At 37.4% G+C, this 22,716-nt stretch carries 21 protein-coding genes and 1 pseudogene; 1 reads left to right on the top strand and 21 read right to left on the bottom strand.

The genetic code is table 11. The features are described 5' to 3' along the window. Positions 1 to 147: 147 nt before the first annotated feature. The 5 genes and pseudogenes from KQI87_RS03040 to KQI87_RS17120 all read right to left on the bottom strand — a co-directional run bounded on the left by KQI87_RS03040 (position 148) and on the right by KQI87_RS17120 (position 3,636). Positions 148 to 648 (bottom strand): COG2426 family protein, encoded by a 501-nt coding sequence (locus tag KQI87_RS03040; RefSeq protein ID WP_216458863.1) that lies wholly within the window; start codon positions 646 to 648, stop codon positions 148 to 150. Positions 649 to 663: 15 nt separating this feature from the next. Then, positions 664 to 1,719 carry a histidinol-phosphate transaminase gene (gene hisC, locus KQI87_RS03045; RefSeq protein WP_216458864.1) on the bottom strand — a complete coding sequence of 352 codons (1,056 nt, stop codon included), beginning with the start codon at positions 1,717 to 1,719 and terminating at the stop codon, positions 664 to 666. A 289-nt stretch (positions 1,720 to 2,008) separates the two neighbouring features. Beyond that, positions 2,009 to 2,543: pseudogene (locus KQI87_RS03050) on the bottom strand (alanine:cation symporter family protein); the annotation flags it as partial. A 508-nt stretch (positions 2,544 to 3,051) separates the two neighbouring features. Further along, the gene (locus tag KQI87_RS03055; protein ID WP_330655659.1) at positions 3,052 to 3,384 is read right to left on the bottom strand and encodes a hypothetical protein; all 333 of its coding nucleotides are present in this window, start codon (positions 3,382 to 3,384) and stop codon (positions 3,052 to 3,054) included. 159 nt (positions 3,385 to 3,543) lie between these two features. Beyond that, the gene (locus tag KQI87_RS17120; RefSeq protein WP_334300718.1) at positions 3,544 to 3,636 is read right to left on the bottom strand and encodes a DUF6783 domain-containing protein; all 93 of its coding nucleotides are present in this window, start codon (positions 3,634 to 3,636) and stop codon (positions 3,544 to 3,546) included. On the opposite strand from KQI87_RS17120, the gene KQI87_RS17125 reads away from it, so the two are divergent. Continuing rightward, on the top strand, positions 3,601 to 3,729 hold the full coding sequence (locus KQI87_RS17125) for a DUF6783 domain-containing protein (RefSeq protein WP_334300719.1): 129 nt from the start codon (positions 3,601 to 3,603) through the stop codon (positions 3,727 to 3,729). The genes KQI87_RS17120 and KQI87_RS17125 overlap by 36 nt on opposite strands. Positions 3,730 to 3,870: 141 nt before the next feature. On the opposite strand, the gene KQI87_RS03060 is transcribed toward KQI87_RS17125, so the two are convergent. From KQI87_RS03060 to KQI87_RS03135, 16 genes are all read right to left on the bottom strand, one after another. Further along, a complete protein-coding gene (locus KQI87_RS03060; protein WP_216458865.1) occupies positions 3,871 to 4,566 on the bottom strand; it encodes an SH3 domain-containing protein in 696 nt (231 codons plus the stop codon). 135 nt (positions 4,567 to 4,701) lie between these two features. Beyond that, positions 4,702 to 5,424 (bottom strand): hypothetical protein, encoded by a 723-nt coding sequence (locus KQI87_RS03065; protein ID WP_216458866.1) that lies wholly within the window; start codon positions 5,422 to 5,424, stop codon positions 4,702 to 4,704. A gap of 125 nt (positions 5,425 to 5,549) precedes the next feature. Beyond that, complete coding sequence (locus tag KQI87_RS03070) at positions 5,550 to 5,918, bottom strand: hypothetical protein (protein ID WP_216458867.1); 369 nt, start codon at positions 5,916 to 5,918, stop codon at positions 5,550 to 5,552. A gap of 227 nt (positions 5,919 to 6,145) precedes the next feature. After that, complete coding sequence (locus KQI87_RS03075; protein WP_216458868.1) at positions 6,146 to 7,474, bottom strand: IS200/IS605 family accessory protein TnpB-related protein; 1,329 nt, start codon at positions 7,472 to 7,474, stop codon at positions 6,146 to 6,148. A gap of 143 nt (positions 7,475 to 7,617) precedes the next feature. Next, positions 7,618 to 7,971 carry a hypothetical protein gene (locus tag KQI87_RS03080; protein ID WP_216458869.1) on the bottom strand — a complete coding sequence of 118 codons (354 nt, stop codon included), beginning with the start codon at positions 7,969 to 7,971 and terminating at the stop codon, positions 7,618 to 7,620. A gap of 316 nt (positions 7,972 to 8,287) precedes the next feature. Continuing rightward, complete coding sequence (gene glf, locus KQI87_RS03085; protein WP_216458870.1) at positions 8,288 to 9,421, bottom strand: UDP-galactopyranose mutase; 1,134 nt, start codon at positions 9,419 to 9,421, stop codon at positions 8,288 to 8,290. A gap of 150 nt (positions 9,422 to 9,571) precedes the next feature. Then, positions 9,572 to 9,955 carry a hypothetical protein gene (locus KQI87_RS03090; RefSeq protein WP_253292345.1) on the bottom strand — a complete coding sequence of 128 codons (384 nt, stop codon included), beginning with the start codon at positions 9,953 to 9,955 and terminating at the stop codon, positions 9,572 to 9,574. Between the two features lie 224 nt (positions 9,956 to 10,179). Further along, a complete protein-coding gene (locus tag KQI87_RS03095; protein WP_256444791.1) occupies positions 10,180 to 11,631 on the bottom strand; it encodes a flippase in 1,452 nt (483 codons plus the stop codon). A 574-nt stretch (positions 11,632 to 12,205) separates the two neighbouring features. After that, a complete protein-coding gene (locus KQI87_RS03100; protein ID WP_216458871.1) occupies positions 12,206 to 13,207 on the bottom strand; it encodes an acyltransferase family protein in 1,002 nt (333 codons plus the stop codon). A gap of 131 nt (positions 13,208 to 13,338) precedes the next feature. Further along, complete coding sequence (locus KQI87_RS03105) at positions 13,339 to 14,652, bottom strand: O-antigen polymerase (protein WP_216458872.1); 1,314 nt, start codon at positions 14,650 to 14,652, stop codon at positions 13,339 to 13,341. A 2-nt stretch (positions 14,653 to 14,654) separates the two neighbouring features. Then, complete coding sequence (locus KQI87_RS03110) at positions 14,655 to 15,521, bottom strand: DUF4422 domain-containing protein (protein WP_216458873.1); 867 nt, start codon at positions 15,519 to 15,521, stop codon at positions 14,655 to 14,657. A 170-nt stretch (positions 15,522 to 15,691) separates the two neighbouring features. Then, positions 15,692 to 16,492: a glycosyltransferase gene (locus tag KQI87_RS03115; protein ID WP_216458874.1), complete on the bottom strand. Its 801-nt coding sequence runs from the start codon at positions 16,490 to 16,492 to the stop codon at positions 15,692 to 15,694. Further along, positions 16,474 to 17,595: a glycosyltransferase gene (locus KQI87_RS03120; RefSeq protein WP_216458875.1), complete on the bottom strand. Its 1,122-nt coding sequence runs from the start codon at positions 17,593 to 17,595 to the stop codon at positions 16,474 to 16,476. Before KQI87_RS03120 ends, KQI87_RS03115 begins: the two co-directional genes overlap by 19 nt. Positions 17,596 to 17,702: 107 nt before the next feature. After that, complete coding sequence (locus KQI87_RS03125; protein WP_216458876.1) at positions 17,703 to 19,151, bottom strand: sugar transferase; 1,449 nt, start codon at positions 19,149 to 19,151, stop codon at positions 17,703 to 17,705. Between the two features lie 38 nt (positions 19,152 to 19,189). Then, entirely contained in the window at positions 19,190 to 21,271 is a 2,082-nt protein-coding gene (locus KQI87_RS03130; protein ID WP_216458877.1) for a Helicase associated domain protein, read from the bottom strand. Between the two features lie 101 nt (positions 21,272 to 21,372). Next, positions 21,373 to 22,473, bottom strand: coding sequence for a site-specific integrase (locus KQI87_RS03135; protein WP_216458878.1), 1,101 nt, complete (start codon positions 22,471 to 22,473; stop codon positions 21,373 to 21,375). Between the last annotated feature and the right edge of the window lie 243 nt (positions 22,474 to 22,716).

A 22,716-nucleotide genomic window follows, 5' to 3' on the forward strand; every position in this document is an offset into this window, starting at 1 on the left:
TACGGATATCTCACACATTTGAACTGCTTTTTTTCGCTGTACCAGCATCCCCTCTGGTTTCCCCGTCATTCTTATTTCTTCTCGCATTGGAAACAAAGACTCTGCTTATTACTCTTCACGATCAAAGCAAAGAATTGCCCGATCCGGTCAGTGTACCAGGTTTCCCACTAATCCATAAGAAACAACATACATGATCACAGTTGCCATAATGATCCCACAGAGAATTGCCAGGGATGATTTCTTAATATCAATCTCGAGCAGAGATGCGATCAGAGATCCGGTCCAGGCTCCTGTTCCCGGAAGTGGAATCCCCACAAACAGCATCAGACCCCAAAACTCATATTTCTTCACCTGATCACTCTTACTCATCGCCCGGTTCTCCATTTTAATGACCAGTCCTCTGAAAAGCTTTGTTTTCTTTAATACCTTAAATATCTGTCTGATAAACAGCAAAATAAACGGAATCGGAATAATATTTCCAATAATACACAGCGGAATCGCTTTCGCAGCGGAAATCTTCAGCAGAGAAGCAGCAAGCAGTCCTCCTCGAAGTTCCAGCAGCGGAATCATAGAAATAAAGAATACCGCTCCCTCCGGTGAAATGTATTGTGACAGGTTCTGCGAGAACCAATGTACCAGTGCCTCCATAAAGCCTCCTAAATTTTATTTCAGATAATCTTTCAGAAAGTCAATAAACTTCTGCATTTCTTCTTTTGTTCCAATCGTAATACGAAGGAAATTGTCAATCCTGTCTTTCGGGAAGTAACGCACATAGATATGCTGCTCTCTCAGTGCCTCGAAAAGCTCTGCTGCCGGACAGGTCTTATGAGTAGCAAAGATAAAGTTAGATTTGGAATCCTGGAAAGAGAATCCCAGTGCCGTCAGTTCTTTCTTTGTCCATTCTCTTGTCTCTATGATCTTATTACATGTCTCCTCAAAGTATGCCTGATCCTCCACAGCAGCCACGCCTGCCGCAAGAGCAGTACGATCCATGGTATAAGAGTTAAAGGAATACTTCACATCATTCAGGAATTTGATCAGCTTCTCATTTCCGCATGCAAAACCAATTCTCATTCCCGCCATAGAGCGTGATTTGGAGAATGTCTGCACAACCAGAAGATTATCATATTTCTCAATCAGCGGCAGTGCTGACTGACCGCCGAAATCTACATATGCTTCATCCACGATCACGATCACTTCCGGATTATGACGGATAATATCCTCTACATCTGCAAGCGGCATCTCCACACCGGTCGGTGCATTCGGATTTGGAAAAACAATCCCACCATTTTCTTTGAAATAGTCTTCCTTCTTTATATGAAAGTTCTCATCCAGCGCCGGTCTCTCATATGGAATACGGAACAGATCTGCCCACACATCATAAAAAGAATAAGTAATGTCTGGAAACAGAACTGGTTTCTCTGAATTAAAGAAAGTCAGAAAGCTCATGGCAAGAACATCATCAGAACCAACTCCAACGAAAACCTGCTCATCTTTCAGACCATAATTCTGTGCAATGGCATGTACCAGATCTCCCGCTGTTGGATCCGGATAAAGTCTCATCGTATCTGTATCCATCCCTTTTAATGCTTTCTCCACTCCAGGTGCCGGAGGATATGGATTCTCGTTTGTATTCAGCTTGATCATATCCGGCTGGTTTGGCTGTTCTCCTGGTGTATATGGTATTACTTTACGGACATTTGCTTCCCATTTACTCATTTGTCTAATTCCTTTCCTGTGTGATTCTTTCACAAATTTCTGTTCTCCTTGTTCTCAGTAACAATTCCCAAATTCATCCCTGACTGCCTCATACAGTGGAATTCATATATTTTCATTCGGTATCACTGCACAACAGCAGAGACCACTTATCTGCTATTGTACTCATACACAAACTATTTGTCAATGTTGCCGTTACTATAAATGACCTCATTGTTACTGTTCACTCGCTACTATTCTGCGAAGTGTTTTGGCATGAAAATGCCAAACTCTCAACAGCACGTTATTTCTTACCATCTTCGTATTCTTTCAGCTCTTCCGGTGCCAGAAGCATGATCATTGCCGTACAACTGCAGATCACAATCGTATCCACAAATACACCCAGAGCCTGCACCAGTCCTGCTTTCACCGGCTGGTCACATTCCGCCGCTGCAGCTGCACAAGGCGTAGAACCGGAGCCTGCTTCATTGGAAAACAGTCCTCTCTTAATTCCATTCATCAGCACTGCCCCAAATCCGCCTGCCGCTATCTGTCGAAAACCAAATGCCTCTCTGAAAATCCTGCTGAATATCCCCGGAAGGCTTCCGATATTTGAAAAAATAATAAACAAAGTGATCATGAAATAGCACACCGCCATGACCGGCACCAGCAGATCAGGCCGGACCGCCTCTGTATCCTCCATAAAGAGGATCTTTTTCCTTATATAATTGTGCAAGCGTTGCCTCCACAAACGCAGTGGAAGAACCAATAATAGCAGTCACCCACATCCAGAATACTGCACCTGCACCCCCTGCCGAAACTGCCGCTACCACGCCGACCAGATCTCCCTACAGAAATGAATACACTTTTCAATTAATGTTACAATCATGTGATTATCCTTTCAGATTTTTTACTCTCTACTTTCCCCATACTGACCCGTTGATTATATTTTCTCCGTTCTCAGCAATACGTTTCACATTCACAGAGTTTATCGGAATGCAATGCTCATTCACGCTTTAACATTTCAACGCAGTCTCGTTCAAGTAGTATAACATTAATCATCTTCCGCGTAAATCAACTTTTTATATTTATCTTTCTTTATTTATCTTTCTTAAATCCACGTACAGACTACTGTTCACCTCGTTCTCAGCAATGCACTATGTAATTCATGAAATATAAATTTTTCAAGCAAAGTCCAAGGCATAAATTCACACCGTATATCTCTGGATTTGAGCACATACATGCAAAAACACCTCGCATGACAGCGGCTACACGGGTATCAATAGTACAGGCACCTGTATAAGTGATACATATCCACTATACAAGTGCCTGTGCTTTATTTTTTATCAATTATATTCAGGCTTCTTCAGACACTGTTTCTTCTGCATCCGGAAACAGCTTCAGAATCTTGTCCAGCTTGTCCCATCTCTTATCGTTCTTGTCATACTCAACCAGCACAACCCCAACGATTGCTGCCAGAACCACACATCTGCGGATCAGCTTCTTAACACGGATGCGTCTCTTCACATCCTTCATTCCCTTCTCATAAAGTTTCTCCGCCATACGGTCTGCTCTGGCATCCTTGCATGCAATGTAATCGTCGATCACCTGCTTATTCTCCGCACTGAGTTCCAGATTCTCATACTGCTCCTTCAGTCCCTGCAGTTCCTCACTATTCTGTCTGATCACCGCATCCTTGCGACAGATTCTGGGAGGAAGATATTGAGTATCTGGCAGAACACATCAATGCTTCTTCACCATTCGCCCTGGACAGAACCCATATCCTGGTCGGCACGAACGGACAATATACACCGGCGATTGGAGCTGCGTTGTATTATGTGGAGAAGTTTATTCAGGCAGTATGATTATCACACTAGAGCGTGTTTGAAAAAGGCTTTCTGTAAGATGTGCGTCACAATTTGTGGGAGATTTTGTTCGGATGAGGGCGTCGTAGCAGGCTACGCCTCTATTTTCTTATTCTCTTATATAATCCGCCAACACCCTATACAAAATCGGTGGATTGATTGGTTTTGACAGATGGTAATTCATTCCTGCATCCAGAGTCTTATACATACAATTTGTCAAATAAAAATTTTGTGGCATCACCGCAGGCTTTACGGTGATGTCACATATTTCAGAAAGTTTTCCCACTTTATTTGATTTACAATATCTCTCCTATTTTACCTTAAAAAGATTATAGGCATCTTCATCATTGCTGTCCATATCCTCTGCAATCTGAAGCATCTCCCGATATTCGGATGCCTGAACTGAATCCTTCGGGTTAAACTGAACATCTGTAGGAAGCACAGCTATGTATTTCTTATCTGCACTGCTGCCCGCCACTGCCCAGCTTGGAAATTCTTCATAGGAATTGTCTCCCCAGTCATATGCCATGATTGTAAGTACAGTTCCGCCAAAACCATCCTTTTTTGCACCTGAATGATAAATTTTCAGAGTGGTATTATTCACAACCTCATACTCCCAGTCAATATATGCCGGAAACTGCACAGAGAAATAGTCATTCTCCAGAATCGTGTCGCCTCCGTCCGGAGTATACTTGAGATTAGATGCAATATTAAATCCTGAGTCCGCTACAAGATAATTTTTATTTACATACCCTTCAATTCCATTCTTAGAATAACCATACCAGTAATCTCCATCAAGCCAGCCGCTGACATAGAAGATATCTCCGTTATACAGCTTATCAATTTCATTAGAAGCATCAAAAGCCGGAGCCGATCTAACCGCCAGATATCCCTTCTCAACCTGCACCACATAAGGATCTGCAGCCTTCGTCTCCGCCCAAACCGACTGCACCAGAAGCACCAAGGCAAGAAAAACTACTGTTAAACTCTTGATAAACACTTTCATTTCATACCTCTCCCTTCTTATCTGTACATTGTTTCCGTAGTTATATTTATAATATGATTATAGAGGAATACATACATGATGTCAACGTGCAAACTCTACTGGAACGGTACGCTCATTTTGAAATCATCGGTATATCTATTCTGCAATTGCAATTTCCAAAGGAAAATAAACATATCCCTTGCTGTATTTTTTCCCTTGCTTTATATATAAAAACAGTTCACTATTCCACCGATTATTTATCAGAAGATTTGTAATATCATACGCCGGATTATCCTCTTTAAACTTTATTGTTTTTACGATTCTTTTGCCATTACTGATTACCAGGCTCTGACCTTTTATCGCTTTTATATAATCCCGATATCCTTTATGCGTCAATTGAGGTTTCTTTATCTTATCTGTTCGATTTGACAGAAGCAGCATATTTATATTCTTTACTTTCATCGTCTTTACATTGCTTTTCCAGCTCTGGCTCTGCAGGTAAATCTGTATCTTCGTTCCAGTCTTCTGTTTCGGAATTTGCACATCCATATTTCCTACTGTAAGCCCTTCCGGGGTCGTGCATTTCTTCTGAAATAAGATTTTTCCATTTGCCTTTATTATCAAGCTGGCATTTTCATACTCCGGATTGATCACAGCACCGCTATTATCATAAACTACACAGAATTTCTCTGTCTTATTTGTAATTGTCCTATCTAATACGAAATCATAATGATGAGCAGCCGTTTCCGCCGGTAAACCTTCCGTCCCATCCGTCACAAACTCCCAGTAAATAGGCTCTTCATCCGCCCACACTGGAACCATTCCGGCTGAAACGCTCATTGCACACGCCATGATTACTGCAATTAATCTTTTCCTCATAAAGAATCCTCCTTCTTAAAGCTGGCGGCATTAAATATAGATCTTTGCCTGAAACAAACAAGTTCTCTGCTCAAAGAATAGCATAGTTGTGGATTTCTCTGTAATTTATGTTTTCATTATAGCCCTTACCAGTATTTTTTTATATAACTAACGGCATCTTCTTCTGATAAAGAAAACTCCTTCATAAGGTTCTTTATTACAGCATCTTTATTAATATTAAAATTTTTGCAGGTACGAATCGTTGCCTGAATTCCTTTCTCTATTCCTTTTTCAATTCCTCCCTGCTCTGCTTTTTTCTCTAATTCCTCCAATGCACTGCACATATTGATTCTACCTCCTTTTTGTTCCATCTCCAAAGCTTGACTTATCAGACGCTGTGATTGTGTAATCGCTCCAATCACAATGCCCAGTTCCGATGAAATCTCATGTTCTTTATATACTGTATTGATTTTAGCATAATTACGCTCATAAATAGAACGGCTAATATCAAACACTGTATTAATATCCGAGTCATGGAACTTAAGTGCCCCACTTGTTCTTAAGTGAATTAAAAACTTTATCCTCACACGACTGAAGTCGCGTGCTTCCAGACGCTTTAGGCGTCAGACTAAATATCGGCGGATACGCCTGTAACTTAGGACAGCGCAGTTATGCGCATTTTCCCATGCCAGATATGGCAGGTTCCCACATTGCAGGTAGTCCGCTGTATATCTGCCTGCATTTATGCCGCCTTTAAGATTTCCATTTGTAAATGAAGTTCTTTCAGATCTGCATAAACACATGAGGTTCTACGCTTTACCGGAGGGACTTTTGCCTCCAGCAAAGACCTTTCCGTTACCGGAAGGGGTTTTAAAAGTTCTCTGATAAAATATCTTGCCCCGATATTATACGATGCCGACAGATCACAGTTATATTGTTTTCCTGTCTGGAATACACAAATACTGTAATTCTTCGGGTTACGGGATACATTTCCAGAACCATCATACGCAAGCCTGCTTGTATTCCATGCACAGACTCTGGATATGCGCATTCCTTTTCTGTGTGCCTGATGTTCACAACGCTTCTGGATATCCCGTTTTCTCCACAGATGCAGTTTCTGCTTTTTCTTTCCGGATATCTTCCCCTGCATTTCCAGATATTCGAATACGATCACATCCGCATGGTTTTCTTCGGCATATTTTACGATCGCACCTGCAATTTTTCTTCCCATCTCTATATTCAGACGTTTCGTATATGCCCATCTTCCCCGTGACTGCGCAGAGCCGTGCTCTCTCTGGAATCTCCGGATCCGTCCCAGTGTGCGGTACATCCGGTCTTTTTCACTGGGATGATCGATAAATTTTCTTCCCAGGACAGTTCCGTCTGCCCGCATAATGGTACAGACCGCATCGGTATTGATTCCCAAGTCCACACTACAGATGATCTGTTCTTTTACCGGCGTTTTTGTAAGTGTTACTTCTTCCGTATAAGAAAAACGCAGGAAATATTTATGGTATCTTTTCTCCAGTGTCGGGGCTGATGCCTTTTTCCCCGACCAGTTCTTGCGCAGATATTCCATATCTGTGTGATTTAAACGCACACAAAACCATTTCCAGTCATGACCATCATACAGTTTCAGGTATGCTTCGTCTTTTCCTTCTTTTCCCTCTCTGTACATGACATCACGATAAAAAACAGGCATGGCATGATTCTCATACGCCAGTCTGGGTTTCCCTGCTTTTTCTCCTGACTTTTCCCACAGATCCATCCGTGTTTCGTAAGAAGATACACTTCCCAATGCATGCTGGATTGCGGCTCGTCTCAGGTAGGACGGCATCTTCGGGAAGCGAAGATCAAAATCAAAGCGTGCAGAATTCTTTTTCGTGGTATGTACCAGATGCTCCGCGGCATTGAAGCGTCTCTTGCTATCGGAAATCTGTTCCAGTTCTTCCCACACCTGCCCATATATTTCTGTCAGATAACTGACCGCAGACCGGTAGATTTCCAGGGTCTGATGGATTGGAATATTCTGTTTTCGTAATTCTACGCCATAGCTGGATAAAACCTGCATCCCTTTTCCTCCCCGTCAGACAATTATCTGCCTTGCTCCAATTTATCTTATACTGTTTCATCTCTAACTATATTCTAACGTATCTAATCACTTCTTGCAAACATTTGTTCTGTTTTTATAAAAAAATTTGCGTGTCTAACTCATCACTGGAAGTAACGAGAATGCGACACGCAGTTATTCAAATAAGAAAAAGCATCTCCAACCATATGTCTCAACGGCATCGCATAATGTATTCTTTCCTGATTCTCCAATCCCCAAATTACAAAATCCATTCCATATGCAGTTTTCTTTACAACATCCAGCACCTTCTGCACTGTTTCTACATGTCCATTACACTTGAGAATTGAAGAAATATCTGTATCTACTTCTAAAAGATCATCCGGCTTCAACACCTGCTCTCCATCAAATAAAGCTGCATTAAACAAATCCGCAAAATGATGATTATCCCTCCTGAAATTCTTTAGTATGGTATCCGGTTTTACCTTGTTTCGTTCCACCGTTCGCCATCCTTCCTTTATGATATTAATATATCATAAGTCATTTTTTATTTCTATCCAAAATTCCTGACTTAAAATGACTTTAGATATATCTTGTTTGGAATCTTATATCATTCTCTTTGCAAATTTACTTGAAAGATGTCGAAAATATTTTTTAATAATTGGTTTAGTTTTTGTTTATTCTCATTTTATGAAATGTAATCCAATGCATTTCTTTCTATATATTTCCGCTCAAAACGAATATTTTTATCAGACACGCTCAGATGCGTAGTCCACCCTATAACTATAGAAAAGATAAAATGAAATCTTTTTAAAATTAGAAAATAATTGATTTCTCACTTCTCAATTCACCGGCACATTTCTCCAGCGCCGCAGCAATCACCTGATCCATATCATAATACTTATATTCCCCAAGACGCCCTCCAAAAATTACTTTTTCTTCTGAATCTGCCATTTTCTTATACTCTGCATACAGCTTACTGTTCTTCTCATCGTTAACCGGATAGTATGGCTCATCTCCCGGTTTCCATTCAGAAGAATATTCTCGGCTGATAACCGTTTTAGGAAGATCATTTCCATCCTCATCTTTCCCAAACTCAAACCATTTATGTTCAATGATCCTTGTCCATGGTGTTTCACGGTCTGTATAATTTACCGCCGCATTCCCCTGGAAATTCGGAATGTCCAGAACTTCATTTTCAAAACGAACAGAACGATATTCCAGATTTCCAAGACTGTAATTAAAGTAAGCATCAATCGCTCCTGTATAAATTACTTTTGCAGCAATCTGGTCATACTCCTGTTTTTTCGCCAGATAATCTTCATTTAATCTGACTTCAATGCCTTCCAGCATATTTTCCACCATCTTCGTATAACCACCTACCGGGATTCCCTGATAAAGCGCATTAAAATAGTTATTATCAAAAGTCAGACGCACCGGCAGTCGTTTAATAATAAATGCAGGAAGTTCCTTACAGTCACGTCCCCACTGCTTCTCTGTGTATCCCTTTACCAGCTTTTCATAAATATCACGTCCAATCAGAGAAATCGCCTGCTCTTCCAGATTCTTCGGTTCTCCTGTAATCTCCTTCTTCTGCTCCTCAATCTTCGCCGCAGCCTCCTCCGGAGTCACAACGCCCCACATCTTATTAAACGTGTACATATTAAAAGGCATAGAATAAAGTTCACCCTTATAATTCGCCACCGGTGAATTCGTAAAACGATTAAATGTCGCAAATTGTGTGATATAATTCCATACTTTCGTATTATTTGTATGGAAAATATGCGCACCATATTTGTGAACATTAATCCCTTCCACTTTCTCTGTAAAAACATTTCCAGCTATATTCGATCTTTTATCAATTACAAGAACTGACTTTCCAGCCGCCTTTGCCTCATGTGCAAAAACAGCACCATATAAACCTGCACCAACGATCAGATAATCATACATTCTGTTATTCTCCCTTCATCATACGCATGGTAGTCGCAATTCTACCAGTATTTCTCGACATAACTAACAGCATCTTCTTCGGACAAAGAAAATTGTTTTATAAGATTTCTTATTGCGTCGTCTTTGCTGATATTAAAGTTCTTGCAGGTCTTAATAGCACCCGCAATCATTCCCTCTTTTTCTATTTCTTCCAATGCGCTGCACATATTCATTCGACCTCCTTTTTCTTCCATCTCCAATCATATGTCTCAATGGCATCGCATAATGTATCCTCTCCTGATTCTCCAATCCCCAGATTACAAAATCCAGTCCATATGCAGTTTTCTTTACAACATCTAACACCTTCTGCACAGTTTCTGCATGTCCGTTAAACTTAATGATTGAAGAAAGATCCGTATCTGCTTCTGAAAGATCATCCGGCTTCAACACCTGCTCTCCATCAAATAGAGCCGCATTAAACAAATCTGCAAAATGATGATTATCCCTCCAGAAATTCTTTAGTATGGTATCCGGTTTTACTTTGTTCCGCTCCACCGTTCGCCATCCTTCCTTTCTGATTATTAATATACCATAGGTCATTTTTTATTTCTATCAAAAATCCCTGACTTCAAAACGACTTCAAATATATCATGTTCGGAATTTTATATCATTCTCTTTGCAAATGTACTCGAAAGATGTCGAAAATATTTTTTTAATAGTTCTTTTAGGTTTTGTTTATTCACATTTTATGAATTGCTACCCCAATACTATCAACACTTCTATTTTTTCTTTGTTAATTTTTTCAAAACCTGACTCTCAATTTCCCATACAAGCGGCTCTTTTAATACTGTCAAAATAACACCATATCCACCAAAGAAAAGAACAGCCGAGAATATCAAAGTTACAAAATTTCCCATTCCCAGCATCTTCACCCAGCTTGAACTTACCACTCCGACAAATGTCGCTAATATAACTGCTCCATAACGTACATTCCTGTAAGCTGGTATAACTTCTTTTCTTAATGCAATAAATTGTACTATCCAGACAACGCCTTCTGCCACAAGGGTACCAATTGCTGCTCCTGCTGATGCCAATTGCGGAATCAATATTGCATTCAAAATCAGATCAACAATTGCTCCTGCAATTTCCGAATACAACACTACTTTTTCACGTCCCAATGGAACCAACATCTGAATCCCCATAATATTAGTCAGACCTATAAACAGAATCGTAGGCATAATAACCTGCATTGGAATAACTGACAAAATATAAGCATCACCCGACAGAAACAAAATTCCCTCTTTTGCATACAGAATAAAATAGACAGTCAAAGGAACTGCAATAAGAAAAACAAAATTAATCGCCTTTTTCGTAATTCTACGGAACTCATCCATTTCATGATGTTCTATGTAATAAGATGCTCTCGGCAACAGCACAGTTCCCAGAGAAGTGACAATTCCCAATAATACACTTTTGATTTTTACAGCAGCATTATAATATCCGACATCAACATCCGTTTTAATAAAGCCCAACATTACAGTATCCAAATTTGTATAAACTGTCGTAGCACATGACATCGCAAAGAAAATCATAATTGGCCCAAAATGCCTTCGAAAATTATAGTCTCCAACAGGCTTTACCTGAATGTAACGATGAACATTAACTAAATTACAAATATTGGAAGCCGATGCAGCAAAAATAGAAATTCCACCATAAATAACATAATCACTCTTCTGATGGATCAGCACAAACATAGCAAGGAGTGCAATAAATTTAAATAAAATCGATCTGAGTGTTATATACGTATATTTTTCCAGTCCACGATACAGCCAGTCCATACCAATCGCATTAAATAATAATGTGGTACTCATAATCAAAAATAATGAACGTTCTGCCTGCAGCCGAGGTACACATCCCAGTGCGATTCCAAATGCAATATATGTTATCACCGTCATACCAACATTAATAATAAAGATTTCCTGCACAGTTCTGGATAATTCAACTTTATCATCCCTTACCTTCGCACACGCCCGAATCCCGTAAGTTGGAATTCCCAGCTGCGCAAACAACGCAAAATAAGCAATCACCGAAGTGGCAAAAGACACTTTTCCAGTCCCTTCCGGTGACAAAATACGCGAAACATATGGAAATGTAATCAATGGAAAAATAAACGATGACATTGTAAGCAATGCATTCATTATGAAATTCTTTTTAATTGAAGTTTGTTTCAAAACTGTTCTCCCTGTGCTTTTTTAACATATTTGTACATGCAATAACCCAATACGTGAAATCCTTTTTGAAATTTATGATTGCCAGTTGCATTCTTAACATTTTTTGAATATACTATAAATAAGCTAAAAACTTGCCGGTCATCACGGCTAGAATATGATGAATGTGTATGTTTAACTTCCGCAAGTGACGGAGTGCTGTAAAGCGTAGAATATTGCTTACATGTAATAAGAGTCTGTTGAAATGCAGACTCTTTCATTTTACGAAAGAAATGCTGTCAATAAAACTTGTCACAATAATTCACTGCTGAATGTCAATGTTATTTTGACCTATATACTAAGGGTATCACCCCCGCCTACTCAACAGATATTGATCATCTTCTTGAACAACAAAAAAATAATTTTCTATTGCCATTAATTAATATTCTTCTAATATGCTTTATTCTTCTTTATTGTTATTTCCTAGTTTCAAATAACAAATATATATTTACTCAAGAATTAAGCAGTTACACTCAACTCTCTTTGCTACCTGACTGTATTGCATAAAATAAAGTTTGTATATATATAACATTCTGGTTCAATACAAATACTTTATTTTCAGTTTTTTTAATATACGAGTTATACCAATTGCAATAATGGGTGTTATAATTAATCTAGAAAAATAAATAATCAAAGCTCCTATTTCTGTTCCAAAAAAAGTAATCCCTTTCCAATTATAAAACACATAAAGTAACCAATAATTTAATGGTTCAGCATATAAATATATTCCTAAACTATAATCACTACATGCGCATTGTACCAAACTATTTTTGCTCTTTCTTGCACAATAATTCATTGCAACTAGGGCAAAAAAAGGATTCACTATGTAGCGGCAAACTGCACCCAATATTTTAAATTGCAGAACAGAACTTATTAAAAAAAGCACTAGTGTACTTAGTATTAAACACCCTGCAAATAAATCATTCCAAACCTTTTTTGATTTACACCATGTTATTATACTTTCAATTTTATACCCTAAATAAAACCAAAAAACATAATATAGTGGATCGCCTAAAAAATGATATTGACTATATTTCCTGTATATAATTACCCCTATTATCCAACATAAAAATACAACAACTATTTGCGTTTTTTCATTAAATTTACAAATTAAATATACTATTATAAATACAAAAAATAAACATTCCAAATACCAAAGATAAACACATGAAGGAAATATCATCTGCTCAATCATCTTTCCAATATTCACATTATCATAATATCCAGAAAAGTATTTAATGGGAATATTCCAAAATAGCCATACAACAAAAAATGGAATTAAAAGTCTTTTTGCTTTTTTAGCAATAAGGGCTCTCATGTTTATTTTTTTCCCTAATGCAAATAAGCTTCCTGACAGTGAAATAAACACAGGCATATGGAATGTATATATATAATTAGTTATCTCATTTACAAATTTATGAAAAATTGTATCTTGTATTCCCGCTTCTTTCATCAACATTCCATATTTAATTCCCCCAAAGTGAGTTATAATATCATAGTATGTAGAATGTCCTATTACAACAAGTATGACTAAAACCATTCTTAAAGTATCATAATGTGTCTGTCTGTCTGTCTGTCTGTCTGTCTGTCTGTCTGTCTGTCTGTCTGTCTGTCTGTCTGTCTGTCTGTCTGTCAAAATTTACTCCTTCCATTTTCATATGTCAATCCTTCTTAAATCCTTTTATTAATTTTTATTCTTATTTTTACTTTATTAAAGTAAAAATATACCAACCCAACAAGAAACATTATCATCCATATATCAATAGATAAATAAACCGAAAAAAACTGTTCCGAATAAGAATGTAGTACAATTGTATAAAATAAATAAGAATATATTATTTTTCTAATGTGACTTTTTTTTATTAATGCTTTGTAATATAAAACCGAATATACTATTGATGACAAAAAGGACAATAACACTAAACCTATATAGCCAAAGTCTTGTAAATAATATCTAAATGTTGTGTAGACATTACCAATTAGAATTCCATTTGAAGATCGTCTAAATTCATTAATAGTATTCAAATCTATACTCGTGCCTATAAATTTATTTAAATATTTATAAATACTTGTAAATGTAACTGTTCCAAAATGTACTGATGTTGCCCCCTTATATTCTTTAACATATAAATCAAAAAGTTCAATTGAGCCACCAAAATAAGATGACACATAATCTATAATTGTTTGATTACTGCTTCTTCCCACTGCTTCACGAATACAGTAGAAAAAGACTAACAATCCAATAACACCAATTATTCCATACCAAATAAACTTGATATTTATATTCAAAACCTTTTTATTTTTCATAAAATAGAATAGTGCATATAACATCACTCCTTCGAGAAAAAGTTCTAAAAATTCATAACGTCCACTTGTTAAAAAACATTTAATAAAATCTAAAATAACCGGTATTAATAAATACAAATTTGTCTTAATTTTAGTTTGTCCAATAATTACGTTATAAATAAAAAAATATATACATACAATCGCGCTCGCTGTAACTAATCGAATTAATTGGTTAGTAAAAACAGACACGCTATAACCTGAATACATTATATTTTGTCTAAAAGAATACATCATTGTAGTAAATGAACCTTTTCCGCCAATTTTTCTTACCTCAAGATAGTATAAAAAAATTGCCAAACAATCATAGACAGCAATGAAAATAACATTAGTTAAAGGTATATTAAAATATGGAAGAACAATCAATCTATCAGATTTCCTAATAATAGAAAAATATTTCTTCTGAAATATAATATAAACAATTATATTACCAGCTACACTCATAAAAATACCAGAACCGATAAAAAATACTGTTCTAGGACTTATATCTATTTGCCAATATTCTATATTTACACAAGCACATAATGTTGCCAAAATATATGACAAAGTAATAACGCATGCAGGCGCAAATATATCACTACCTAAAAGTTTATATATTACGCCAAAAGTTACCATTAAACCAATTGTTAATATTATAATCATAATTATATTCCTCTAATATTAAACAATATTCTTTTTATAAATTGACTGACCCCTAGCATTTCAAAAAAATTTTTAATATCATTGACAACCATTGGAGGTTGTTCTGTATTTATAATTCGTAGTTCTTTGACTTTAATATTGTTATGAAGAATCCATACCCCCAACAATCTTTCTGAAATGTATCCAAAAATACGTGCCTCTTGTTGACTATAGTTGCTAACATCAATTCTTTTTTCTACCTCAAACAAAATATCAAATAACCACTTAGAATATTGATCAAAAAGTTCCGAAGTCGTTATCAACATATTTCCAATATATCCCCAACACCCATTCATTATTTCATCATAATCCTTTAAATAATCTGGGTATATTTTTTGAATCACTAATCTTGTTATATTCAAATCTTTTTCATAGCCACAATCTAAATAAGCCTTTTTTACCCCTCTATACGAATAAGTTTTTTTCGAAACAATAGCATCAAATTTTTTAGTAATGAGCGTATTATATATATACGGTATATCTATCAAATATTTTTCCGAATTTGATAGACCAGATTTAGAAAAATATCGTCTATAATGACATAATCCTTTGATATTAGCAAATTCATCATTTTTCCAGATCCAATATTGTGCTGTTAGTTCACAATAATTAGAATTCTTAAAAGAAATATTGTCCAATGTATTATCTTTTATATAATTACAATTCAAAGAACTTGTTAATTTCTTTCCTACCGCAATTGGTAAAAACTTATTACTTCTACAAATTTTCTCATTAAAATCTTTATGAGTCACGACATAAATATTTACTCTATTAACACTATTTGAACTTATTGTACTTTTATCCATTTTTATCCTTTTATTTTTTAGCATTTATACCTTCCCATGTGTATATTTCAAAATCACATATTTTCTGACTACGACTACCATAAAAAATCAAGAATTTATACTTTATATTCCTTATCTAAGATTTCTAAATTATAAATATTCATTTACACCTGTAACCAGAACTTTCATTTTCAGCCCTCTATCAATTTCAATAGTCAATAATTTTTTTTCTTTATTTTGTAAAGTAACTTCTGTGGAATCATTCCAACAAGAATTGGCTTTATCACAAATGGAATACCTCCCAAAAGATTTTTCATTGCTTTATACCCTTTATATTTTACAATTGCCTCATCAATCCTGTACTTCATTGGACGGTGTTTTTCATACGAATTATTATCCATTCGATATTCATATAAATTTTCCTGAATATTATATCCTTTTCTTCCAGATGCATAAAATCTCATAAAAAAATCAATATCTTCACAACGTCTGGTTTCTTTAGCACATCGATACCCATTAAGTTCATTATATGCAGATTTGCGAACCATTACAGTTGGATGCATAAATGGACTATTCCAATAAAAATCATTCTTTTCTGGTTTTTCTGGAACTTCATATTTTCCCCATATTCCATTGTCATCAAACACCTCTGCACAGGTTCCAACAACATCGTATTCTAGATGCTTGTTTAAAAAATCCTCTTGTTTTTGAAATCTTTCTGGTTTTGAAATATCATCATCATCTTGACGTGCTATATATTCTCCCCTTGCATAGTGCAGACATGTATTCAGTGCGAAATTTAAACCTTTATTTTCCTTGTAAGACAAAACTCTTATTCTACTATCTTTTTTAGCAATTGCTTTCAATTGACTCAGCGTTCCATTGATTGACCCATCATCACAAATGATAAACTCCCAATCAGTAAATGTTTGATTTACAATTGAATCAACACTTTTCTGTAAAAGTTCAAAATTTTTATTATTATAGACACCCATTATTACAGATATTTTTGGCATATTATTTCACCTTTTTTCAAATACCAATCTTCTAATTTCTTCACAGCATATTTAATATCATACTCTGTGCTTCTTTTATCGAGTACAACTTTCCTATCAACAATTTCAAATACTGCATCTGCCCAGTTACTGTCAGTCAATTTTAATCTTGTAATACCATTACTAATAATCGCTTCCTCCGGAATAACATCTGATATCACAGCGGGAACTCCAGCAATTTGGCTTTCAATTGTAACAAGTGATAATCCTTCAAACACTGACGGAATTACTAAAACATCAGCTAAAGAATAATATAATTCTGGATTTGATACCTGACCAGCAAAAATAACTTTTCCGTCCAATCCTTTTTCTTTTACTTTATCAACGATTAATTGATGTAATTCACCATCGCCAACAAGTAAGAGAACAGCATTTTCTTTTTTATTACTGATTTCCGAAAAAACATCTAATAAAAATTCATGGTTTTTTGCATAAGTAAATCGTCCAACATGTTCAACCACTAATTTATCTTCTAACCCAAATCGCTTCTTCATTTTTTCAATATCTTTTTGCGATGGTCTAAAGCGGCTAAAATCTGTAGCATTCTTCACAACCAAAACATGTCCAGACTCATATGTTCTATTTCCAAACATCCAACGTCCTGCTTTTTCTGAACAGGCAAAATAGTCTGTTGAAAAAACCTTTGCAAATAAGCGAAGAAAATATTTTAACCCATTTCGCCTAAATTCATTTCCACTCGGAACACTATGATTATGCGCAATTCTTATCGGAACATGGCTCTCCCATGCCACAAGCAAAGGAAACACACTTAACGTGTTTATATGCGAATGAACAATTAAATAATGATTTTTTATAAAATAACTTCTTAAAGCTCGCATATATTGTGGTAACTTCTGATATGGAGGTATTTTATAAAATCTTGCTCCCATATCTATCAAATCCTGTGGCGGTTCAACTGTAGAATCAGCATCATAAAAAAAGTCAAATTGTATTTTTGTTTTATCAATAGCCCGATAATAGTTAAAAATCACCATTTCAACGCCACCAGCCCACAGCTTTCCCATTACCTGAGCTATTCTAATAGGAACTTTCTTTGATTCCATTCATCTTATCCATCCTTATTATATTTTCAACAATTTATCTCACTCCAAAATCTTTTTTGGGGCCATCACCACTTGATTTCCACACAAAGTTATTCAAACTTCTTTTTTTACATCGCATCTTCATTCTTAAAGACCCCTATAACCGTCTTCCAAAGTATCCTCACATCCACCCCCAAACTCCACTCATCAATATACTTCGTATCCAGATTCACCACTTCCTCAAAGTCCGTAATATTGCTTCTTCCACTAACCTGCCAAAGTCCGGTGAGGCCAGGGCGGAATGACATTCGGGCTCTGTGGTGTGGTTTGTATTGGTTCCACTCATCCAGTGTGGGGGGTCTTGTGCCTACGAGGCTCATGTCACCTTTGAGAATGTTGACGAACTGAGGGAATTCATCTAGGCTTGTTTTTCTGATGAACTGACCGATTCCGGTCTTTTTTGTGCCATCAGGAAGTATTTTATTGCCTATGATTCTTGGGTCGAAATCCATTTTGAACATCATTCCGTCACTGATTTTGTTCTGGGACATGAGTTCTTTTTTCCGGGCTTCGGCGTCCATGTACATGCTTCGGAATTTGTACATCTTGAATTTTCTTCCGTTTCTGCCGATCCGCTCCTGTGAGAAGAAGATTGGACCCGGGGAGTTTATGTAGATGATCGGGCCGACTATGATCGTGATCAGCAGAGTGATCAGGCATCCGACCAGTCCTCCTGCTATGTCCATGAGCCTTTTGACAAATAGTTTCGAAGAATCAGCGTAATTCATGCTTGTTGTGATCACCATGTAGCTGCCGATTTTTTCTACCTGCTGACAACCTGCTGGGATGGAGCCTGCTTTCGTAATTCCTGTGTGAACTGCAATTCCCATTTCCATAAAAGTCGCTGCAAGTTCTCTAGGATAATCGTTTTCGTTGCAAGGTGGGATGAATACCTCATCTACCCATTCGCTGCAGGCAAAGTCTATGATTTCCTCATGGTTGGCAACTATCGAAATACCGGCGATTGTTTTTCCTTTCAGGTCGGCATCCAGTGCTGCTGCCACGATCCGGGTGTATCCCAGACAGCTTTTTGATACAGTCTGTAAAGTCTCTTCCAGCATTTGTTCCGGTGCAAGGATCAGGATGGATTTCTTAGTTGAATGAAATCCTCTTTTCCTCAGGATTTTTTTCCAGATTATTCTGGCTGTGTAAGAGATTACGATATAAAAGGGAACCATAATGTAATAGGATATCCGTGAATAGATATCTCCCATCTGGGTGGTAAACAGGTAAAAAGTGGTTACAACTTCTACCAGGATTACATGCTTACAGGTCGCAAGAAACTCATCGAAGTATCCTCTTTTCAATACATTCTTGAAGGAGTCTGATACGATTTCTACAAAGAAATCAATGAGAAGAAAAGCAATCCCCAAAATACGGTAATCCCGGTCCATATATGGATTGCCGGTTCCAAATCGAAATATGTATGCTACAATAAATGCAAGCTGTATACATAGAATGTCCAACAACATAAAATCCACATGCTTGGTCCATTCTCTTCCTTTTTTTCTATACATTCCTTCCTGACTCCTTCTAAATACTTTTCTTTTTCTTCCTATTTCCAGTTCATTCCGATCATATCCAGCTGTCTGATCCGTTCATCGTTTAAGACCATTCCATTTGACTGTGGATGTTTTCGTTTGGATCTTATATTTGATATCCATCTGCCCAGTTTCACACCGTTGACACTGTATGACAGGGGAATATTCAGATTTCCATTTGATTCATAATATTCTTTTGCCAGCTCATATTTCTCATTCCATTGTCTGGCGGTCTTTTTTTCAGTCTGGAATCCGATTTTTCTGAGACGGGCAAGCTGTTCTTCTGCCATGGCTGTGCGGTGTGTTCCGATATTCAGCTGATTGCTGATATCTGTCAGCCATCTTCCCAGCGGGATTCCCTTGTCTGTGACATACTTTGTCCTGACATTCAGATTCCCATGGGTTCTGTAATATTCTTCTGCTGCCTCAAAATATTCTTCCCACTTCTCTGTGTTTCTGTCCCAGATCATTCCAAGTGCTGCAAGCTGTTCCTGCTGTTCTTTTGTAAGGGACTGATCCAAACCTTTTGTCTTTACCTTTGTACGCAGGTTGCAGATCCATCGGCCGAGTTTGAAGCCATCAGCAGTTTCATATCTTGCTTTGATGTCCAGGTTTCCGTGTTCCTGATAATATGTCTGCAGCTCTTTCAGTGCTTCATTCCATCCCTGATCTTTGAAATCCCAGATCATACCGATCTCGTCCAGCTTTCTGACTTTTTCTTCTGTCAGGCTGCCTGCTGCTGTGCCGGAATGAACTCTGCGCTGGGTCTGTATCCAGCTTCCAAGCGTCAGGCCTGTCTCAGTGACATAGCTCTTTGGAATTCTTAGATTTCCTTTTTCCAAATACCACTGTTTCGCGGCAATATAGTAGGTTTCCCATGCTGAGCTTAAGTTGCTCTGCAGCTTCTGAAAAAGGATCCTGCTGTCTTTTGTTTCATCTGTGATCTGGAAATAGCCACGGAAATGTTCGCTTTTTCCATAGCCTTCCGGAAAAAGTATGCATGCTTCTTCCAGTTCTTTTTTCAGACAGTCAATACAGGAAAGGCTGTCAAAGTTGTTGACCAGGTCGAAGATAACCGGTGTATTCTGCGAACCTGCTGACAGGGCACGTCCAATCTGCTGAAGGTATATGATGGGAGATACTGTCGGCCGCAGAAGAATAACCCCATCAACGTCATCCACATGAACGCCTTCATTTAACATATCGATGCAAAAAAGAAGCTTGAGATGATCACTGTTGTCACTTTTAAACGCAGCAAATTCTCTTTCTGTGGATGTATCGTTATAGAATGCCGTGTATATCTTCGGCTTTCTGTCTACTCGTTGAAACCAGGCGCAGACCTGATTTTTCATTTCGTCCATATGTTCTTTGCCGGAGCAAAATACAATATATTTTCCATTTTTCTTTTTCATGTGTTTTTCAAACACAATGTCCAGACCATCTGCCTGTTCCAATGCGCGGCGCAATTGTTCAAGCAATTTCTGGTTTTCTGTGATGAGGCCCTGATTCGACAGTGTCCGGATCCTTTTTTTTAACTGATCCAGTTGTTTCTGATAAGAATACATGGCGATCACATATTCCGGTTCCGGGAGGATTCCCCGGACGATTGCCTCTCCGAGAGTCATTTCAGAGGCGATTTTTCCATCAAATATTTCTTCGGCCATATTCCTCTGGTTATCCAGATAGCGGATGTTGGTTGCCGATAAACCAAGTCTTTTTGCATTGGGATAAGCATTCAGTAATTTCTTTACGCTTTTTCCCCATTCCATGGCTCCGCAACGGTGGAATTCATCCAGGACAATATAATCTGGCTGCAGTTTTTCGATGTCGGCTTCGTTTTTCATCAGACGGCTGTAGGATAAGAACCGGATGTTTTCGAATGTCACACCAAGATTCTCTACCTGAGTCTGATATATGTATTCACTTGGTGACAGCCATAAGAATTTTTCTGATGGATGCTGCTCTGCCAGCTTGAATGCGATCAGGGATTTTCCTGTACCTGTGGGATGAATGACTGCTGCCATTTTTTCCTTTTCAAGCATGGCGGTGACTGCTTTATATGCTTCTTGATTGTGTTTGAAAAGATGTATACTCATTTCTGTGTCCCTCCAGAGGTACGCGACGGGAAATTTTCAGATTTCGCAGATTGTTTTAATCTGCGAAAAGACACATGAAATGCGTATAAAATAAGATCGTTTCAGATGATGTGACCATTATTTTGACCACTGATAGAAGAGAGTGAATCCAGAATATTTCGTTTGGTGTCCATAGAAGGATGGACATATTTATTTAAAGTGATATTTACATTAGAATGCCCAAGCATTTCACTGACACTCTTGACATCAGCTCCATTGCTGATGCAATTTGTGGCAAATGTATGGCGAAGTGTGTGAAAATGTGATTTCTGTACGAGTGCTTTGTTTAGATAAGAACGAAACTTGTACTGATAAGTACGGGGTTCCATTGGAGAAACTTTGTTCAGGACATAAACGCCGTCATCTTTATATTCAAGAAGGAACGGGCAGAGAAATTCGGGTATTGGAATCTCACGTATAGAGCATGGTGTCTTCGGCGGTCCTTCATGCAGCATTGTTTTTTTGTCTCCGTGATCTGACTGAATCCGCTGTACTGTCCGGTTAATGTGTATCGTTCTGCATTGGAAATCAATGTCCTCCCATTTCAATGCACAGATTTCTCCAAGTCTCAGACCTGTATACAGACAGATTAGAATACCCAGCTTACAGGAATCGAGTTCTGTGAAAAGGTAGGTGCAGAGTTTCTGCTGATCTGCCATATTCAGCGTCTGCACAGGTTTTGGTGTTGCACGGATATTTTCGGCTCTCAGCTGAACTTTTGGTATGTCATAGTATCGATTTGCATATGTTAATATCTGATTAAAAACACAGTATATACTTTTATATAAGCTGAGCGATAATCCTTTCGGTAGTTTCTTTGTCACAAGTTCAGGAGTTATTTCATGAACTTTTAAAATACCAAAAGCCTCTTTCATGTGTTTATTATAGATATCCGCATATTTCCTGTATGTGGAATATTTACGGGTTATTTTTACGTTTTCCAGCCATAGCTGACTGATCTCATTGATGTTTGAATCAGACGGATCATTCTCCGTCATTAATTGTTTCATTTCGTTTTTGCAGTTGATCAGCTTCTGCCTTACCTCATTATAGGAATGTCCATACACTGACCGGTATTTCTTGCATTCATTGCTGCGAATTATATATCGTCCCTCCCATCTGCCGTCATTTCGCTTTCTGATGTTTTCTCCTCGTCTTGCCAAAATATAAACTCCTTTCTACTGAATTTTGACCATTATTTTGACCCATAATAAAATTTTTATTCGCTTTTCGGGCAAAACTTTTTATAAAAAGCCAAAATATAATCGATTTTTTACGTCATAATGTACAAATAAACCGACCTTTATTGACAAAATGACACAATCAGAATATTATATTAACAGTGATTTGATAAGAAATTTAATAGAGTTAGGGAAACAGGTACACAGAAGCCTTTTCGCAGATTA

It is taken from the genome of Blautia sp. MSJ-9 (assembly GCF_018919065.1).
Lineage (GTDB): Bacteria > Bacillota > Clostridia > Lachnospirales > Lachnospiraceae > Blautia_A.

Coding starts and splice junctions, on each gene's coding strand:
- KQI87_RS03040 (WP_216458863.1), bottom strand. CDS start 648: ATGGAGGCACTGGTACATTGGTTCTCGCAGAACCTGTCACAATACATT.
- hisC (WP_216458864.1), bottom strand. CDS start 1,719: ATGAGTAAATGGGAAGCAAATGTCCGTAAAGTAATACCATATACACCA.
- KQI87_RS17125 (WP_334300719.1), top strand. CDS start 3,601: ATGTGCGTCACAATTTGTGGGAGATTTTGTTCGGATGAGGGCGTCGTA.
- KQI87_RS03060 (WP_216458865.1), bottom strand. CDS start 4,566: ATGAAAGTGTTTATCAAGAGTTTAACAGTAGTTTTTCTTGCCTTGGTG.
- KQI87_RS03065 (WP_216458866.1), bottom strand. CDS start 5,424: ATGAGGAAAAGATTAATTGCAGTAATCATGGCGTGTGCAATGAGCGTT.
- KQI87_RS03075 (WP_216458868.1), bottom strand. CDS start 7,474: ATGCAGGTTTTATCCAGCTATGGCGTAGAATTACGAAAACAGAATATT.
- glf (WP_216458870.1), bottom strand. CDS start 9,421: ATGTATGATTATCTGATCGTTGGTGCAGGTTTATATGGTGCTGTTTTT.
- KQI87_RS03100 (WP_216458871.1), bottom strand. CDS start 13,207: ATGGTTTTAGTCATACTTGTTGTAATAGGACATTCTACATACTATGAT.
- KQI87_RS03105 (WP_216458872.1), bottom strand. CDS start 14,652: ATGATTATAATATTAACAATTGGTTTAATGGTAACTTTTGGCGTAATA.
- KQI87_RS03110 (WP_216458873.1), bottom strand. CDS start 15,521: ATGCTAAAAAATAAAAGGATAAAAATGGATAAAAGTACAATAAGTTCA.
- KQI87_RS03115 (WP_216458874.1), bottom strand. CDS start 16,492: ATGCCAAAAATATCTGTAATAATGGGTGTCTATAATAATAAAAATTTT.
- KQI87_RS03120 (WP_216458875.1), bottom strand. CDS start 17,595: ATGGAATCAAAGAAAGTTCCTATTAGAATAGCTCAGGTAATGGGAAAG.
- KQI87_RS03125 (WP_216458876.1), bottom strand. CDS start 19,151: ATGTATAGAAAAAAAGGAAGAGAATGGACCAAGCATGTGGATTTTATG.
- KQI87_RS03130 (WP_216458877.1), bottom strand. CDS start 21,271: ATGAGTATACATCTTTTCAAACACAATCAAGAAGCATATAAAGCAGTC.